Genomic DNA, 15,612 nt, shown 5'->3' with positions numbered 1-15,612 from the left:
TATAATTTATTTTTATACAAAATAGAAACACGGTTGAGAGGGGATTTTTATCATGTCAGAACAGAAAAAAGTCGTATTAGCATACTCAGGAGGTCTTGATACTTCCGTCGCAATAAAATGGCTTCAGGAGCAAGGATATAATGTAATCGCCTGCTGCCTGGATGTCGGTGAGGGCAAAGATTTGGCATTTGTTCAGCAGAAAGCGCTTGAAGTCGGCGCGACAAACTCCTACGTGATCGATGCAAAAGAAGAATTTGCACAGGATTACGCGCTTATCTCTTTGCAGGCCCACACGATGTATGAAGGAAAATACCCGCTTGTTTCGGCATTATCTCGACCGCTGATCGCGAAAAAACTGGTTGAAATTGCGGAAAAAGAAGATGCACAGGCGATTGCCCACGGATGCACAGGGAAAGGAAATGACCAGGTTCGTTTCGAAGTCTCCATTAAATCATTAAACCCTGACCTAGAAGTCATCGCGCCGGTTCGCGAATGGCAGTGGTCACGTGAAGAAGAAATTGAATATGCGGCTAGCCGCGGCATTCCGATTCCGATCAATCTTGACAGCCCGTATTCTATCGACCAAAACCTCTGGGGACGCGCCAATGAGTGCGGTATTTTAGAAGATCCATGGGCGGCGCCGCCAGAAGGTGCATACGATTTAACAGCTCCGCTGGAAAAAACGCCGGACACGCCGGAAGTGATTGAAATTGCATTTGAACAAGGCGTGCCTGTCTCCATTGACGGTGTTTCCTACTCGCTTTCTGAGCTGATCTTGAAGCTGAATGAAATGGCGGGCGCGCACGGTGTCGGACGTATCGACCACGTGGAAAACCGCCTCGTTGGCATTAAATCCCGGGAAGTATACGAATGCCCTGGTGCGATGACACTGATCAAAGCGCATAAAGAATTAGAAGATTTGACACTGGTGAAAGAGGTAGCCCACTTTAAACCGATCATCGAGCAAAAAATGTCAGAAATCATTTACAACGGCTTATGGTTCTCACCGTTAAAAGACGCGCTGCACGCTTTCTTAAAAGAAACGCAAAAGCATGTCACAGGCATTGTCCGCGTGAAGCTGTTTAAAGGCCATGCAATTGTAGAAGGACGTAAATCGGAATACTCTCTATATGATGAAAAACTTGCAACATATACAAAAGACGATGCATTTGATCACCATGCAGCAATCGGATTTATCGAGCTTTGGGGACTTCCGACAAAAGTGAACAGCATCGTGAAAAAGAAGGAGCAGATTAAAGCATGAAGAAGCTTTGGGGAGGCCGATTTCAAAAAACACCGGAAAAATGGGTCGACGAGTTCGGCGCGTCCATATCATTTGACCAAAATTTAGTTGCTGAAGACATTACAGGGTCTCTCGCACATGCTGCCATGCTGAAAAAATGCGGTATTCTGACAGCAGAAGAAGAGTTGAAAATCCGAGAGGGCCTGAATACCCTTTTGCAAAAAGCAGACGAGGGAGCATTGGAATTCTCAGTCGATTATGAGGATATTCATTTGAATATTGAGAAAATGCTCATTGACGAAATCGGTCCTCTTGGCGGCAAGCTGCATACCGGCAGAAGCCGGAATGACCAGGTGGCGACTGACATGCATTTATACTTGAAGAATCATGTCGGCCACATCATCGAGCTGATTGAGGCATTCCAAAGTGCGCTGATCGAAAAGGCGGAAGCGAACGTTGAAACGATTCTGCCGGGCTACACACATTTGCAGCGCGCCCAGCCGATTTCATTCGCTCACCATCTGCTTGCGTATTTCTGGATGCTTGAGCGCGACAAGGAGCGTTTTCAGGATTCGATGAAGCGGATTAACAAATCTCCGCTCGGCTGCGGGGCGCTCGCGGGAACAACCTTCCCAATTGACCGTGATTATTCAGCAGAACAGCTCGGCTTTGATTCCATTTATGAAAACAGCTTGGACGGCGTCAGCGACAGAGACTTCATTTTGGAGTTTTTAAGCAACAGCAGTATGCTGATGATGCACCTATCCCGTCTCGCTGAAGAAATCATTTTATGGTGCTCGCAGGAGTTTAAATTCATCGAGCTTGACGATACGTACGCAACAGGAAGCAGCATGATGCCGCAAAAGAAAAACCCTGATATGGCGGAGCTGATCCGCGGCAAAACAGGGCGCGTATACGGCGATATGATGGGTCTGTTTACGATCATGAAAGGACTTCCGCTCGCTTACAACAAAGATCTGCAGGAAGACAAAGAGGGCATGTTTGACACGGTGAAAACGGTGGAGGGCAGCCTGCAAATCTTCACAGGCATGATCCAAACAATGACTGTAAACAAAGACGTCATGAAGCAAGCAACAAAACAAGACTTTTCAAACGCGACGGAACTGGCCGATTATTTAGCTAAAAAAGGAATGCCGTTCAGAGAAGCGCATGAAGTGGTCGGGAAACTTGTGTACACATGCATCGAAAGAGGGATCTATTTAAGCGATATGCCGTTTGGCGAGTTTCAGCAGGCGAGCACACTATTCGAAGAAGATATTTACACTGTGTTAGACCCTTACTACGCAGTTGAAAAAAGAATGAGCGCCGGGGGCACCGGATTCAAACAGGTGGAACAGGCGCTTGAAAAAGCGAAAGCTTGCGTGGCAGCAGGAGTTTGTTAAAATTTCCTTCATAAAATCCCGTCATTATAGCCAACCTACCTCTATAATGATGGGAGGCAGAATGATGAAAAAAGAACCGGAACGCTATATTTATGATGAACAAGAAAGCCAGGAGACAACAAGGCTCATTTCAGAAGCATATCAAAGCGGTTATGTCGATATGCCTGATCAGGAGTCTTCATCTCCTGCAGAATAAGCTGTCTGTACAGACAGCTTTTTTTGTATGCCAAAGTGTAAAAAGTGATATTGCAAGCCTTTTATAGTAAAGTAGAAGAAGAAACACTTTATTGAAAGCGGCGACGTTGCTTTGGGAGGTATTCATGTGCGACATGCTTTAATTACTGCCGGTTCGAAGGGTTTAGGCCGCAAAGTGACTGAAACGTTGCTTGCAAAGGGGTATTCAGTAACAGTCAATTACAGACAGGATGAGGAGGCAGTCAGCCGCCTGAAGGAAGCCTGTCCCGATTGTCTTGACCGGCTGCAATTTGTAAAAGGTGATGTCACCAAAAAAGAAGATCTGCTGCGTATTGCAGAGGCTGCCTTAAACCGCTTCGGAAGGATCGACTTTTTGATTAACAACGCTGGACCATACATATTTGAACGTAAAAAGTTAGCCGATTATACTGATGATGAATGGTATGGCATGCTGGAAGGAAATTTAAGCGCCGTCTTTCATTTATTCAAAGCGGTTATTCCTATTATGAGAAAACAGCAATTTGGACGCATCATTACGTACGGATTCCAAGGTGCGGCTCACGCGCCCGGCTGGCTTCACCGATCGGCATTTGGCGCTGCGAAAGTGGGCTTGGCTTCTTTGACGAAGACAATTGCCATTGAAGAAGCCGAATTCGGCATAACCGCCAACATGGTTTGCCCAGGAGACATTGTCGGCGACATGAAAGAAGCATCGATAGAGGAAGCCAGAATGCGAATTGGCAAAGAAAAAACGCCGATAGGAAGATCCGGTACAGGCGAGGATATCGCCCGGATTATCGCTTTCTTGTGTGAGGAGAACTCAGACCTTGTGACAGGGACTGTCATTGAAGCCACCGGAGGACTCAATGTCATTAACAAGAATCAAACAACATAAGTTTTTCAGCTTTTTAAAAAGGGAAAATAAAAAAATCAAAATCATGTGACGAGGTGAAAGAAATGAAAGTGACATATCACGGACATTCTGTAATCACAGTGGAAACGAAGGACCATCATATTATTTTTGATCCGTTTTTAACAGGGAATTCATTAACGGATATAAAGCCGGAGGATGTAAAAGCGGATGTCATCTTACTAACGCACGGCCACAATGACCATGTCGGTGATACTGAACAAATCGCCAAGCAAAATAACGCGCTGGTTATAGCACCGAACGAGCTCGCTGTGTACTTAGGCTGGAAAGGCTTGAATGTTCATCCAATGCACATCGGCGGCTCCCGCCAGTTCGATTTTGGAAAAGTGAAGCTCACACAGGCCTTTCATGGATCAGCCATCACAGATGAAGAAAACAAAACGATCACTTACACAGGCATGCCTGCCGGTATTTTGCTGACTGTAGAAGATAAAACGATTTTCCACGCGGGCGATACGGCTCTTTTCTCTGATATGAAACTCATTGGCGAATTGAATCATATCGACCTTGCTTTCCTGCCGATTGGCGATAACTTTACGATGGGGCCTGAAGACGCCAAGCTTGCCGCTGAATGGCTGCGCGCAAAACAGGTCGTGCCGGTGCATTACAATACATTCCCGGTCATCGAACAAGACCCAGAAGCATTCGCTGACAGCCTGCCGGGCGGAGTCGGCAAAGTCATGTCGGTCGGTGAGACGATCGAGCTTTAAACCGTGAAACCATCTCCTGATGAATCAGGAGGTGGTTTTTATTTTTTCAGTTATCCTGTAATGGTCTTATCAGAGGTTCCTTCCAATTCTTTGCTGCGCTGCTGAAAACGTTTGGTTATCCGGGCGATCAAGTCCTTCGTGGCGCGGTCAAAATGAACTTCTTTTTGATTTGTCAACAGCCCTATGGGCGGGGTGATATCCAGGTTCAGAATTGGAATAACTTTAGTGCCGTTGAACGGTTTAGAATGTGCGGTGCTGGTAAAGATTGAAATTCCGATGTTTTCACGTACGTAATATTCATGTGACATGCTGCTTGTGAGCTCCATTTTTTTGTAGCGATTCCCGAGTTCTCTATGTAAATGCTGTTCAATTTGTAAGCGAATGGGGCAATTGGCGGGCGTAAATATGAAGCGCTCTTCTGCTAAATCAGACAAATGGACAGCCTTCTTCTCAGCGAGCGGATGTTGATCAGATATAATCACATTTAATGTGTCATAAAAAAATGGATGGTAGTAATTTTCAAGAATCAGCTCCGGCTCGCCGCAGACTGCAAAATCAATCGTCCCGTCTAAAAGCTTTTGACTGCAAGTATTGGCGTCATCAACCTTGATATTAACCGTTATCTTTGGGTAATCCTTTAAGAAATCCTTTAAAATCTCGGGGAATATCAGACTGGCGGTTGGCTCTGAAACCCCTATGTTGATAATGCCTGCCTCTTCTTCCTTTAAGTCGGAGAGGTTGTGTTTAAGCGCCTCGTATTGCATCAAAAGATCTCCTGTTCGTTCATAAAAAAGCTTCCCTGCTTTTGTCAACTGCAGGCTTTTTCCTCTTTCAAACAGCAGTACGCCTAAATCCTGCTCCAATTGCTTCATACGCATCGATATCGTCGGCTGCGAGTAGTTGAGTATTTCTGCAGCTTTATAGAAGCTTCCAAATTTTACAATCGTATGAAACGTTTTGATTGAGCGTAACTCCAATGTGCTCCCTCCTGTTTTTCATCATTAAAATTACTGAAGTGAAGGTTTACTTTTTTTGATTAGTCAAAGATCAGAGTATGCTTTATAGTATAAACAATAAAAGCTTAGTAAACAAATAGGAATTATATATTTTGTGAAGAGGAGTGACAAAAATGAGTGATGATATTTTTCGACTGGCAACTGTTGAAGATGCATCGGAGCTGTTGAAACTGGTTAACAGCGCATTTCAGCCCATTCGGCGGCTGGATATTGATTGGCCATCCACGAGAGCTGATATCCAAATGGTATCAGAAAATATTGAACATCATTCAGCGATTGTGCTGGAGCGGGATGGGAAGCTGATTTCAACGATTACAATCAGGTTCCCGTGGGAGAGTGAGACGCCTCCTTCAAAATATCCATTTGTGTGGTGGTTTGCGACACTGCCGGAATATAAAGGGCAAGGCGCCGGAAGTAAGCTGCTTACGTATGTTGAAGAAAAAGTGCTTCGAGATATGCTGAAGGCTCCTGCGCTGACACTCGGCACATCCGCGCGCAAGCATCCTTGGCTTGCTGACATGTACAGAAGGAGAGGGTATGAAGTGTATTTTGAGCAGGAAAAAGACGGGGACATAGGTGTGATGATGCACAAGGTTCTGATTCCGGAACGATTTAACCCAACGCTTTTAGGTGCGCCCAGCTGGGCATGATGTGAGGAGCCTATGAATAAGCGTAAAGGATTGGTTTTGCTGCTGTCAGTGTTTGCATTACTTGGCGGGGGATGTTCGCAAACAAATAACAAAACAGATCGTCAGGCTCAAACAGTCATAATCGGCACTGGAACAGATTTTCCGAATATTGCGTTTTTAAATGAAAAAGGCGATTTGACCGGGTATGACATTGAAGTGATGAAAGCCATCGATAAGGAGTTGCCTCAATATACATTTGAATTTAAAACGATGGATTTCTCAAATTTGCTGACGAGTCTCGGAAATAAAAAAATTGATGTGATTGCGCACAATATGGCCAAAAATAAAGAACGAGAAAAGCGTTTTTTGTATCATAAAGTCCCATATAACTACTCGCCGATGTACATCACGGTGAAAGAGGATAATCACAAGATTCATACATTAAAAGACTTACACGGAAAAACAGTCATAGTTGGCGCCACGTCAAATGCGGCAGATTATATTACAAAGTACAACAAAACGCACGGCAGCCCAATTCATTTGAAATATGCGGGACAGGGAAGCAATGACACCGCCAATCAAATTGAAACCGGGCGCGCAGATGCAACGATAGCTACACCGTTTGCCGTCGATTTTCAGAATAAAACGCACGCCTTTCGCCAAAAGACAGTCGGTGACGTGTTATTAGATACCGAGGTGTACTTTATGTTTAATAAAGGCAGCCAAACCTTGGCGGATGACACGGATCAAGCGATTAAAAAGCTGGAGAAAAACGGAACGCTAAAAAAACTAAGCCGAAAATGGCTCGGGGCAGATTATTCAAAATCAAGTTTTGAAAAATAAATGGGGCGATGAGATGAAAACGAAAGCAGCATTCATGGCAATATTATTTTCGCTTATAACAGTTCTGTCAGCTTGCGGTGCAGGCAGTCAAACGACGGGAGCCGGGCAAAAGAAGGTACAGACGATCACGGTCGGAACTGGAACCCAATTTCCGAATATTTGCTTTATCGATGAAAAAGGCGATTTAACCGGTTATGATGTCGAACTGATCAAAGAGCTTGATAAGCGCCTGCCACATTATAAATTCACATTTAAAACGATGGAATTTTCCAACCTGCTTGTCAGCCTCGGACAGCATAAAGTCGATATCGTGGCACATCAAATGGAGAAAAGCAAAGAGCGTGAGAAAAAATTTCTGTTTAACAAGGTTGCTTACAACCATTTTCCTTTAAAAATTACTGTGCTTCAAAATAACGATACGATCCGTGGAATTGAAGACTTAAAAGGAAAACGGGTGATTACGAGTGCAACCTCCAACGGAGCGCTTGTACTGAAAAAATGGAATGAGGATAATGGACGGCCGTTTGAGATTGCCTATGAGGGCCAAGGCGCAAATGAGACTGCGAATCAGCTGAAATCGGGGCGTGCGGACGCAACGATCTCAACGCCTTTTGCAGTAGACTTTCAAAACAAGACGAGCGCTATTAAAGAAAAAACCGTCGGTCATGTGCTTTCAAATGCCAAAGTGTATTTTATGTTTAACAAAAATGAACAAACGTTAAGTGACGATATTGATAAAGCCTTACAGGAAATCATTGATGACGGAACGCTGAAAAGGCTCAGTTTGAAATGGCTTGGTGACGACTATTCCAAAGAGCAGTATTAGGTAAAAAGAGAGGGAGCAGTAATGGAAAAAGCGTTTGATATGAACATGATTGGAGATTTTGTGCCGACGTTAACCGCTTATTTACCGGTTACATTATACATTTTAACACTGTCCTTGCTTTTCGGTTTTGTATTAGGACTCTTTCTGGCACTGCCCCGCATCTACAATATTCCAATTGTAAATCAATTGGCAAAAGTGTATATCTCGTTTTTCAGGGGAACGCCTATCATGGTGCAGCTTTTCATCGTGTTTTACGGAATCCCGGCGCTTACGGGGCTTATTGGGATTGATACATCAAAAATGGACCCGTTTTATGCTGCTGTCGCAACCTATGCGTTAAGCAATGCAGCGGCAGCCGCAGAAATCATTCGAGCGGGGGTGGGCAGTGTAGATAAAGGCCAAACGGAAGCGGCGTACAGTATTGGCTTAAGCGGTAGTCAGGCCTTCAGGCGAATCGTTCTGCCCCAGGCACTTGTCCAGGCGTTTCCGAATATGGGAAACATGGTGATCAGTTCTTTAAAAGATACGTCTCTAGCCTTTTCAATAGGTGTTATGGATATGTCCGGAAGGGGCCAAACACTGATTACCTCAAGCAACCATTCTCTTGAAGTTTACATTGCGCTATCGATTGTTTATTATGCTGTAGCGGTTTTATTCGAATGGTTCTTTCGAGTGGCAGAAAAACGAATCAAGAAGAATCAAACAAGGATTGTTACTGTTTTTGACATGAACATACATTGATATATTTCTTCGGATGAGGGGGGAGAAGATTGCAATTTGACTTTCCATTTATCGTTTCCGCCATGAAAGAAATGGTAAAGACCATTCCTCTGACATTAATGATGGCTGTTTTGCCGATTGTGTTTGGATTTCTCGTGGCTCTTGGAAATATAATTGTTAGAATTTTTAGAATTAAGGGCTTGGCGGCTTGCTCAAGGTTTTATGTGTCTTTCTTTCGAAGTACACCTGCAATCCTTCACATTATGTTGATTTATTTAGGGATACCGCCTGTTGCAGATCAAGTCAGCAGTTTTTTTCATCTCGGCTGGTCCGCCAATGAGATACCGGTCTCCATGTTTGTCATCATGGCCTTGTCTTTAACTGCCGGAGCTTATCTGACAGAAATCATCCGGTCGGGCATTCTGGCGATGGATACCGGACAGGTCGAAGCGGCTTATTCAATCGGCTTGACACACAGCCAAACCTTTCGGCGTGTAATATTGCCGCAGGCGCTGATGGTTTCCATCCCAAACTTCACAAATTTGGGTATCGGCTTTTTGCATACCACCTCTATCGCGGCTATAGTGGCTGTCCCAGAGATTACAGGGACGGCGACTATCGTTGCTTCTGATAATTATGCATTTTTAGAAGCGTTTATCGGAGCAGCGATTATCTATTGGGTGCTGACTCTAATCCTAGAATCCGTAAATGGAGTATTAGAGAGAAAGGCAGCCAGATTTCAAGGAGGCACTTTATGATTGAGATTAAAAATATCCATAAACAGTTTGGCATCCACCATGTATTAAAAGGGATAAATCTCACGGTACGCAAGGGAGAAGTTGTGACGATTATCGGGCCGAGCGGATCAGGGAAAACCACCTTTTTACGGTGCCTGAATTTATTAGAACGTCCAGACGAAGGGATCATTTCTATACATGACAAAGTGATTAATTGCAGCTTTCCGTCGAAAAAAGAGGTTCACTGGCTCAGAAAACAGACGGCAATGGTATTTCAGCAATACCACCTGTTTGCTCACAAAACGGTAATTGAAAATGTCATGGAGGGCTTGACGATTGCCCGGAAAATGAGAAAGCAAGACGCGTATGCCGTAGCGGAAAATGAACTGAGAAAGGTCGGGCTTCAAGATAAATTGAACGCTTATCCGAGTCAGTTATCGGGAGGACAAAAGCAAAGGGTTGGGATAGCAAGGGCGCTTGCCATTCATCCTGATGTGCTGCTGTTCGATGAGCCGACGGCAGCGCTTGACCCGGAGCTGGTCGGTGAAGTGCTTGAGGTAATGCTGGAAATCGTGAAAACCGGAGCCACCATGATTGTTGTTACACATGAAATGGAGTTTGCAAGAAGGGTCTCTGATCAAGTTGTTTTTATGGATGAAGGAGTCATTGTTGAACAAGGAACCCCGGAGGAAGTCTTCCGCCATACCAAAAAAGACAGAACGAGGCAGTTTCTCCGCCGTGTTTCGCCGGAATATTTATTTGAACCAAAAGAACACATAAAGGAGCCGGTGATATGATCCGCTTAAGTATTTTAGACCAAAGCTTGATTGGTGAAGGGGAGACAGCAGCTGATACATTACAGTATACAGTCAACTTGGCACAAATGGCTGAAGAGTGTGGATATCACCGATTTTGGGTGGCCGAACATCACAACAATGATGAGATTGCAGGGTCTGCGCCCGAGGTTCTTTTAGGCTATCTTGCTGCAAGCACAAGAAAAATTCGTTTAGCATCAGGCGGAGTGATGCTGCAGCATTACAGCTCTTATAAAGTAGCGGAGCAATTCCATCTTCTATCAGCGTTAGCTCCCGGCCGTATAGATCTTGGAGTGGGCAAAGCGCCCGGCGGGTTTCAGCTGTCCACAGACGCACTGCAGGCCGATTATGAAAAACCGGTGCGTCAGTTTGATGAAAAACTGGAGGAGCTTACTCATTTCGTACGGGACGATTTTCCTGATACCCACCGCTATGCCGCATTGCGTCCTAGGCCGCAGGTTGATCGGAAGCCGGGTATTTTTCTATTAGGAGGAAGCACAGAGAGTGCCATTTCGGCTGCAAAACTGGGAATCTCTTTTGTCTTTGCTTACTTTATTAACGGTGAAGAGGAAGTGCTGAAGGAAGCCCGCCGAGCATTTGACGCGCATCTCCCCCCAGGATCAGAGGCTGAATTTCATCTTGCTCCCGCTGTTTTTGCGGCACATACAAAAGAAGAAGCGGAAAAACATATTGTGTCGCGTGAATCGATAAAAGTGGTTTTGAAAGACGGGCGTAAGGTCAACGTCGGTTCCCGCGAACAGGCTGAGGCCTATCTGGAAAACGTCACAGAGCCATATGACATCATCGTGCAAAAAACCGGGATTATTGCCGGAACAAAGGAAGAAGTGGCAGAAGAATTAACACGTTTATCAGGCACATACAAAATCAATGATTTTGTTATTTTTACACCTATCAAAAATGCTGTAGAAAAACAGCTGTCTTATCAGCTGCTGAGCGATGCAGTTTTAGCTGCAAAACGTTAAGGAGGAACAGAAGAATGAGTGATGTTTTGAACATTGTGGTTTGGAGTAAAAAAGGCTGTTCGTATTGTGAGGAAGTCAAGAATTATTTGAATGAAAAAGGGTTCCCGTTCCAAAATATCGATGTTTCAGAGAAAGAGGAACTTCGAGATATTTTACAGGTGAAATATGGGGTACGCCATGTGCCTGTGGTCGAAATCGGGCGCGGCAATCAGTATCAAGGGATAACTGAAATCGGCATTGAACACCTTGATCTTGCACTTGCTAATCATGCACAGATAAAGGAGGCAAAAAGATGACACGTTCAGATTTTATTCAGTTTGGAGCCATGATTCACGGTGTCGGGGGAACAACTGACGGCTGGCGTCATCCCGATGTTGATCCCTCGGCCAGCACGAATATTGAATTTTACATGAAAAAGGCGCAAACAGCCGAAAAAGGCTTGTTTAGTTTTATTTTCATTGCAGACGGCTTATTTATTTCTGAAAAATCGATTCCTCATTTTTTAAACCGTTTTGAACCGATCACCATTTTATCTGCGCTGGCATCAGTTACCAAAAATATTGGCTTAGTAGGGACGTTCTCTACATCTTTTACTGAGCCATTCACTATCTCCAGACAATTGATGTCGCTGGACCATATCAGCGGGGGCAGGGCAGGCTGGAATCTTGTTACTTCTCCGCAGGAAGGAGCGGCACGCAACCATAGTAAGTCTAATTTGCCAGAACACACTGAACGTTACGAGATCGCACAAGAGCATTTGGATGTTGTGCGCGGGCTGTGGAATTCCTGGGAGCATGACGCATTTATACACAATAAGAAAACAGGGCAGTTTTTCGATCCGGCGAAGCTTCATCGCCTGAATCATAAAGGAAAGTATTTTCAAGTAGAGGGGCCCTTGAATATCGGGCGCTCTAAGCAGGGAGAGCCTGTAGTGTTTCAAGCGGGTTCATCAGAAACAGGCCGGCAGTTTGCTGCTAAAAATGCGGATGCGATTTTTACCCATTCCAATTCATTAGAAGAGACAAAAGCGTTTTATGCGGATGTGAAAAGGCGAGCTGCTGATGAAGGGCGTGATCCTTCAAGTGTGCGGATTTTTCCAGGGATCAGCCCGATTGTGGCAGATACGGAAGAAGAGGCGGAAAAGAAGTATCGTGAATTTGCAGAATTGATACCGATTGAAAATGCTGTTACTTATTTGGCCCGTTTTTTTGATGATTATGATCTGAGTGTTTACCCGTTGGATGAGCCATTTCCCGATATTGGCGATGTGGGAAAGAATGCGTTTCAAAGCACAACAGACCGGATTAAGAGAGAAGCAAAAGCCAGAAATCTGACATTGCGGGAGGTAGCACAGGAAATGGCTTTTCCACGGACTCTATTCATCGGAACACCAGAGCGTGTCGCATCCTTAATTGAAACTTGGTTCAACGCTGAGGCGGCGGATGGGTTTATCATTGGGTCGGATATACCGGGAACACTTGATGCTTTTGTAGAAAAGGTGATTCCGATTCTTCAAGAAAGAGGGCTTTATCGTCAAGATTATCGCGGCGGGACATTGCGGGAAAATCTCGGTCTTGGCATTCCGCAGCATCAATCCGTTTTACATTCATCACATCATTAGGTTTCGTCTGATCGAATGCGGAAGCTGAGAGAGGAGGCTGACTTTTTTGACGATCATTGCCGGTACGGTTGTGAAAGGAAAACAATTAGGCAGAAAGCTTGGATTCCCCACGGCAAATGTAGATGCAAAAATGCATGGGCTGCGTAATGGAGTTTATGGGGTTCTGGCGACAGTCAATCATCAATTTCATTTAGGGGTTATGAATATCGGTGTGAAACCGACGGTGGGCTCTAACCTTGAAAAGACATTGGAGATTTTTTTGTTTGACTTTCATAGAGACATTTATGGAGAAAAAATCGAATGCAGCATTCTCTTTAAAATTAGAGAAGAAAGAAGGTTTGATTCTTTGGAGTCGTTAACAAAGCAAATTAAAAAGGATATTTCGTGCGTTGCAAAACGCTTTGAGCTGATTGGGATTATGGCACCGAACAAAAAAGAAAGCCTGCTTTCCCATCAGGAGTTAAATCTTCCGGATCTCTGCTTTTACAAGAAATGTAACAACCTATATGGCGTCAACCGAGGCGTATACAATGTCATTGATAACTGGTTTTTTGAGTACGGAATTACACAAGTAGTTTACAGGCGCATTTATATTTTATCTTTTTTAAGCTTTTTGAAAGAGGATAATCCGAAAGTTTCCAGCAAGTATATAAGATTTGGGGCGGGTGGTCTTGCTGATAAATTGAACCGATTTATTTCATCTTATGTTGAAGAGTCTGAAGAAAATATATTGGGATAGGGAAAGGAGCGGAACATATGTCTTTGGATTATTGGAGAAATATAGAAGGCTCCTATCCATATCAGACTACAGGAAATGACATCCTGAAGTTGAAAGGGGAGTATAATCCCGTAAATCTCTCAACGCTAGAAAAGCAGCTCATCGGCATTCGCCGGCACCTGCACCAATATCCTGAACTGTCAAAAGAAGAATTTGAAACAACTGCTTTTATAAAAAAATGCCTTAAAGAAAAGGGGATACAGATTCGCCCTACTGCTCTAAAAACGGGTGTGTTCGCAGACATAGCAGGGGAGTCAGAAGGTCCGGCGATTGCTTTGAGGGCTGATATTGACGCCTTGCCAATTGAAGAAAAAACAGGATTGCCTTATGCGTCTAAACATAAAGGGATCATGCATGCGTGCGGTCATGATTTTCATACGGCAGCGCTTCTTGGTGCGGCCTTTTTATTGAAGGAAAATCAAGACAGTCTGAAAGGAAAGATTCGTTTATTATTTCAGCCGGCAGAGGAAGCGGGTGCAGGCGCTGCAAAAGTGATAAAGGACGGCCAACTGGATGGCATTGATGCGGTTATTGGCCTTCACAATAAACCGGATATCGCGGTTGGGACTGTAGGGTTAAAAACAGGCCCGCTTATGGCTGCTGTTGACCGATTTAAAGTAGAGATAGAAGGGAAAGGCGCTCATGCAGCATTGCCGCATAATGGTTTTGATCCAATTGTCGGCGCCTCTCAGCTTATTGTCGCCCTGCAAACGATTGTAAGCAGAAATGTAAACCCGCTGCAAAGCGCGATTTTAACCATAGGGAAAATCAACGGCGGCAGCACTTGGAATGTCATTCCGGATACAGTGGTCATTGAGGGCACTGTTCGTACATTTGATTCAGAGGTTCGTAATCAAGTGAAACAGCGTTTTTTTGCAGTCACAGAGCAGATTTCTGCTGCTTTCTCGTTAAAGGCAAATGTGAAGTGGCATTCCGGACCGCCGCCGCTTTGTAATGATGAGGCAATTACGGGGCTGGTGCGAGACGCTGCACATAAAGCGAAACTTCAAGTCATTGATCCCGCCCCATCAACCGGGGGGGAAGATTTTGCTTATTATCTTGAGCATATTCCGGGATCCTTTGCGTTTTTTGGAACAGACGGTGATCATGATTGGCACCACCCTGCATTTACAATTGATGAAACTGCCATTATCAAAGCCTCTTATTTTTTATATGAAAACGCCAAGAGGTTGTTAGATTCGAATGAAGAGTCAAAAATATCTGATTGATATAGATGGGGTGTTCTGATGAAGAAATTAATCGTTTTTGCATTTATTGGTTTATTGTCGCAGTTAATAGACGGTTCGTTAGGTATGGCTTATGGGGTTACCTCAACTTCTTTGTTATTGGCGTTTGGCATCACACCTGCTGTGGCTTCAGCTTCTGTCCATTTAGCGGAAGTCGTAACGACTGCCGCATCGGGAGTGTCGCATATTAAATTTGGCAATGTTGACAAACAAACCGTTTTTCAGCTTGTCATTCCCGGCTCTATAGGCGCTTTTTTAGGCGCGGCATTCCTCAGCCAATTACCTGGAGATGTGGCGAAACCCTATATTTCTTTGTTTTTGCTCCTTCTGGGCGGATATGTATTGATCAGGTTTTTATTTCAATATAAGCCGGCTCTTGAGAAGAAGCATGTGCCGTTAAACCGAAAACAATCCATCCCATTGGGCGTGATCGCTGGTTTTGCAGATGCCACAGGCGGAGGCGGCTGGGGACCGGTGACCACTCCGATTTTATTATCCCGCAAAGGCTTGAGCCCGAGGAAAGTTGTCGGGACTGTAGACACAAGTGAATTTGCCATCGCCGTATCTGCAACTGCCGGTTTTCTTATTTCATTAGGATGGGAGGACGTCAATTGGTTATGGGTGTTTTCACTAATGGCCGGCGGAATTATCGCTGCCCCTATCGCAGCATGGCTGGTGCAGAAGTTTCATCCGCAATTGATGGGTGTGCTTGTAGGAGGGTTTATTATTCTGGTAAATGCCAGAACATTAATAAATGAATGGATCGCAAACACAGCTGTTTATCCATTGATCTATACGGCCATAGGGGCGATATGGCTATTCGCAGTTTTCTTTGTTTTATCTAAAATAGGGAATCGAAATATTGTTAAGACAGCGGTTGATGTCCATTTAAAAGAAAAATAAAGGGTTTTTCCG

General features: G+C 44.5%; 18 protein-coding genes. 17 read left to right on the top strand and 1 reads right to left on the bottom strand.

Annotated features, from left to right (window positions below; translation table 11 throughout):
* Positions 1–52 precede the first annotated feature (52 nt).
* From ACZ07B_RS05995 to ACZ07B_RS05975, 5 genes are all read left to right on the top strand, one after another.
* The gene (locus ACZ07B_RS05995; protein ID WP_003229357.1) at positions 53–1,264 is read left to right on the top strand and encodes an argininosuccinate synthase; all 1,212 of its coding nucleotides are present in this window, start codon (positions 53–55) and stop codon (positions 1,262–1,264) included.
* Positions 1,261–2,646, top strand: coding sequence for an argininosuccinate lyase (gene argH / locus ACZ07B_RS05990; protein ID WP_217003000.1), 1,386 nt, complete (start codon positions 1,261–1,263; stop codon positions 2,644–2,646). The genes ACZ07B_RS05995 and argH overlap by 4 nt, the downstream gene beginning before the upstream one ends.
* Before the next feature lie 64 nt (positions 2,647–2,710).
* A complete protein-coding gene (locus ACZ07B_RS05985; protein WP_009967976.1) occupies positions 2,711–2,842 on the top strand; it encodes a hypothetical protein in 132 nt (43 codons plus the stop codon).
* A gap of 126 nt (positions 2,843–2,968) precedes the next feature.
* Positions 2,969–3,736, top strand: a complete 768-nt coding sequence (locus tag ACZ07B_RS05980; protein ID WP_004398521.1) for an SDR family oxidoreductase — start codon at positions 2,969–2,971, stop codon at positions 3,734–3,736.
* Between the two features lie 62 nt (positions 3,737–3,798).
* On the top strand, positions 3,799–4,482 hold the full coding sequence (locus ACZ07B_RS05975) for a metal-dependent hydrolase (protein ID WP_003245964.1): 684 nt from the start codon (positions 3,799–3,801) through the stop codon (positions 4,480–4,482).
* 50 nt (positions 4,483–4,532) lie between these two features.
* Here the strand turns inward: ACZ07B_RS05975 and ytlI are convergent, their stop codons facing one another.
* Complete coding sequence (ytlI, locus tag ACZ07B_RS05970; protein WP_024572164.1) at positions 4,533–5,459, bottom strand: LysR family transcriptional regulator YtlI; 927 nt, start codon at positions 5,457–5,459, stop codon at positions 4,533–4,535.
* A gap of 152 nt (positions 5,460–5,611) precedes the next feature.
* Between ytlI and snaA the strand changes: the two genes are divergently transcribed.
* Genes snaA through ACZ07B_RS05910 form a run of 12 tightly spaced genes read left to right on the top strand, consistent with a single transcriptional unit; the run spans position 5,612 to position 15,600 of the window.
* The gene (snaA, locus tag ACZ07B_RS05965) at positions 5,612–6,148 is read left to right on the top strand and encodes an N-acetyltransferase SnaA (protein WP_464877000.1); all 537 of its coding nucleotides are present in this window, start codon (positions 5,612–5,614) and stop codon (positions 6,146–6,148) included.
* A gap of 12 nt (positions 6,149–6,160) precedes the next feature.
* The gene (gene tcyJ, locus ACZ07B_RS05960; RefSeq protein WP_032722341.1) at positions 6,161–6,970 is read left to right on the top strand and encodes a sulfur-containing amino acid ABC transporter substrate-binding protein TcyJ; all 810 of its coding nucleotides are present in this window, start codon (positions 6,161–6,163) and stop codon (positions 6,968–6,970) included.
* 13 nt (positions 6,971–6,983) lie between these two features.
* A complete protein-coding gene (tcyK, locus tag ACZ07B_RS05955; protein WP_024572165.1) occupies positions 6,984–7,796 on the top strand; it encodes a sulfur-containing amino acid ABC transporter substrate-binding protein TcyK in 813 nt (270 codons plus the stop codon).
* A gap of 21 nt (positions 7,797–7,817) precedes the next feature.
* Complete coding sequence (tcyL, locus tag ACZ07B_RS05950) at positions 7,818–8,537, top strand: sulfur-containing amino acid ABC transporter permease TcyL (protein WP_004399112.1); 720 nt, start codon at positions 7,818–7,820, stop codon at positions 8,535–8,537.
* A 29-nt stretch (positions 8,538–8,566) separates the two neighbouring features.
* A complete protein-coding gene (tcyM, locus tag ACZ07B_RS05945; protein ID WP_445214200.1) occupies positions 8,567–9,274 on the top strand; it encodes a sulfur-containing amino acid ABC transporter permease TcyM in 708 nt (235 codons plus the stop codon).
* Positions 9,271–10,050 carry a sulfur-containing amino-acid ABC transporter ATP-binding protein TcyN gene (gene tcyN, locus ACZ07B_RS05940; protein WP_003229383.1) on the top strand — a complete coding sequence of 260 codons (780 nt, stop codon included), beginning with the start codon at positions 9,271–9,273 and terminating at the stop codon, positions 10,048–10,050. The genes tcyM and tcyN overlap by 4 nt, the downstream gene beginning before the upstream one ends.
* Positions 10,047–11,051 carry an LLM class flavin-dependent oxidoreductase gene (locus tag ACZ07B_RS05935; protein ID WP_217003004.1) on the top strand — a complete coding sequence of 335 codons (1,005 nt, stop codon included), beginning with the start codon at positions 10,047–10,049 and terminating at the stop codon, positions 11,049–11,051. Before tcyN ends, ACZ07B_RS05935 begins: the two co-directional genes overlap by 4 nt.
* 14 nt (positions 11,052–11,065) lie before the next feature.
* Positions 11,066–11,347, top strand: a complete 282-nt coding sequence (locus ACZ07B_RS05930) for a glutaredoxin family protein (protein ID WP_134156562.1) — start codon at positions 11,066–11,068, stop codon at positions 11,345–11,347.
* Positions 11,344–12,672, top strand: coding sequence for an LLM class flavin-dependent oxidoreductase (locus ACZ07B_RS05925; protein ID WP_024572706.1), 1,329 nt, complete (start codon positions 11,344–11,346; stop codon positions 12,670–12,672). Before ACZ07B_RS05930 ends, ACZ07B_RS05925 begins: the two co-directional genes overlap by 4 nt.
* A gap of 46 nt (positions 12,673–12,718) precedes the next feature.
* Positions 12,719–13,411 (top strand): RNA-binding riboflavin kinase RibR, encoded by a 693-nt coding sequence (gene ribR, locus ACZ07B_RS05920; protein WP_128474186.1) that lies wholly within the window; start codon positions 12,719–12,721, stop codon positions 13,409–13,411.
* A gap of 17 nt (positions 13,412–13,428) precedes the next feature.
* A complete protein-coding gene (gene sndA / locus ACZ07B_RS05915) occupies positions 13,429–14,679 on the top strand; it encodes an S-alkyl-N-acetyl-metabolite deacetylase SndA (RefSeq protein WP_464876999.1) in 1,251 nt (416 codons plus the stop codon).
* An 18-nt stretch (positions 14,680–14,697) separates the two neighbouring features.
* Entirely contained in the window at positions 14,698–15,600 is a 903-nt protein-coding gene (locus ACZ07B_RS05910; RefSeq protein ID WP_464876998.1) for a sulfite exporter TauE/SafE family protein, read from the top strand.
* The last annotated feature ends 12 nt before the right edge of the window (positions 15,601–15,612 follow it).

The sequence above is a fragment of the Bacillus sp. 9.4 genome, assembly GCF_055486415.1.
Note: the sequence above shows the minus strand (reverse complement) of the source record. Positions and strands in the feature narration are given on the sequence as shown.

What these genes read in the sequence shown, in the direction of transcription:
- ACZ07B_RS05995 (WP_003229357.1), top strand. Translation starts at nt 53, where the DNA reads ATGTCAGAACAGAAAAAAGTCGTATTAGCATACTCAGGAGGTCTTGAT.
- argH (WP_217003000.1), top strand. Translation starts at nt 1,261, where the DNA reads ATGAAGAAGCTTTGGGGAGGCCGATTTCAAAAAACACCGGAAAAATGG.
- ACZ07B_RS05985 (WP_009967976.1), top strand. Translation starts at nt 2,711, where the DNA reads ATGAAAAAAGAACCGGAACGCTATATTTATGATGAACAAGAAAGCCAG.
- ACZ07B_RS05975 (WP_003245964.1), top strand. Translation starts at nt 3,799, where the DNA reads ATGAAAGTGACATATCACGGACATTCTGTAATCACAGTGGAAACGAAG.
- snaA (WP_464877000.1), top strand. Translation starts at nt 5,612, where the DNA reads ATGAGTGATGATATTTTTCGACTGGCAACTGTTGAAGATGCATCGGAG.
- tcyJ (WP_032722341.1), top strand. Translation starts at nt 6,161, where the DNA reads ATGAATAAGCGTAAAGGATTGGTTTTGCTGCTGTCAGTGTTTGCATTA.
- tcyK (WP_024572165.1), top strand. Translation starts at nt 6,984, where the DNA reads ATGAAAACGAAAGCAGCATTCATGGCAATATTATTTTCGCTTATAACA.
- tcyL (WP_004399112.1), top strand. Translation starts at nt 7,818, where the DNA reads ATGGAAAAAGCGTTTGATATGAACATGATTGGAGATTTTGTGCCGACG.
- tcyN (WP_003229383.1), top strand. Translation starts at nt 9,271, where the DNA reads ATGATTGAGATTAAAAATATCCATAAACAGTTTGGCATCCACCATGTA.
- ACZ07B_RS05935 (WP_217003004.1), top strand. Translation starts at nt 10,047, where the DNA reads ATGATCCGCTTAAGTATTTTAGACCAAAGCTTGATTGGTGAAGGGGAG.
- ACZ07B_RS05930 (WP_134156562.1), top strand. Translation starts at nt 11,066, where the DNA reads ATGAGTGATGTTTTGAACATTGTGGTTTGGAGTAAAAAAGGCTGTTCG.
- ACZ07B_RS05925 (WP_024572706.1), top strand. Translation starts at nt 11,344, where the DNA reads ATGACACGTTCAGATTTTATTCAGTTTGGAGCCATGATTCACGGTGTC.
- sndA (WP_464876999.1), top strand. Translation starts at nt 13,429, where the DNA reads ATGTCTTTGGATTATTGGAGAAATATAGAAGGCTCCTATCCATATCAG.
- ACZ07B_RS05910 (WP_464876998.1), top strand. Translation starts at nt 14,698, where the DNA reads ATGAAGAAATTAATCGTTTTTGCATTTATTGGTTTATTGTCGCAGTTA.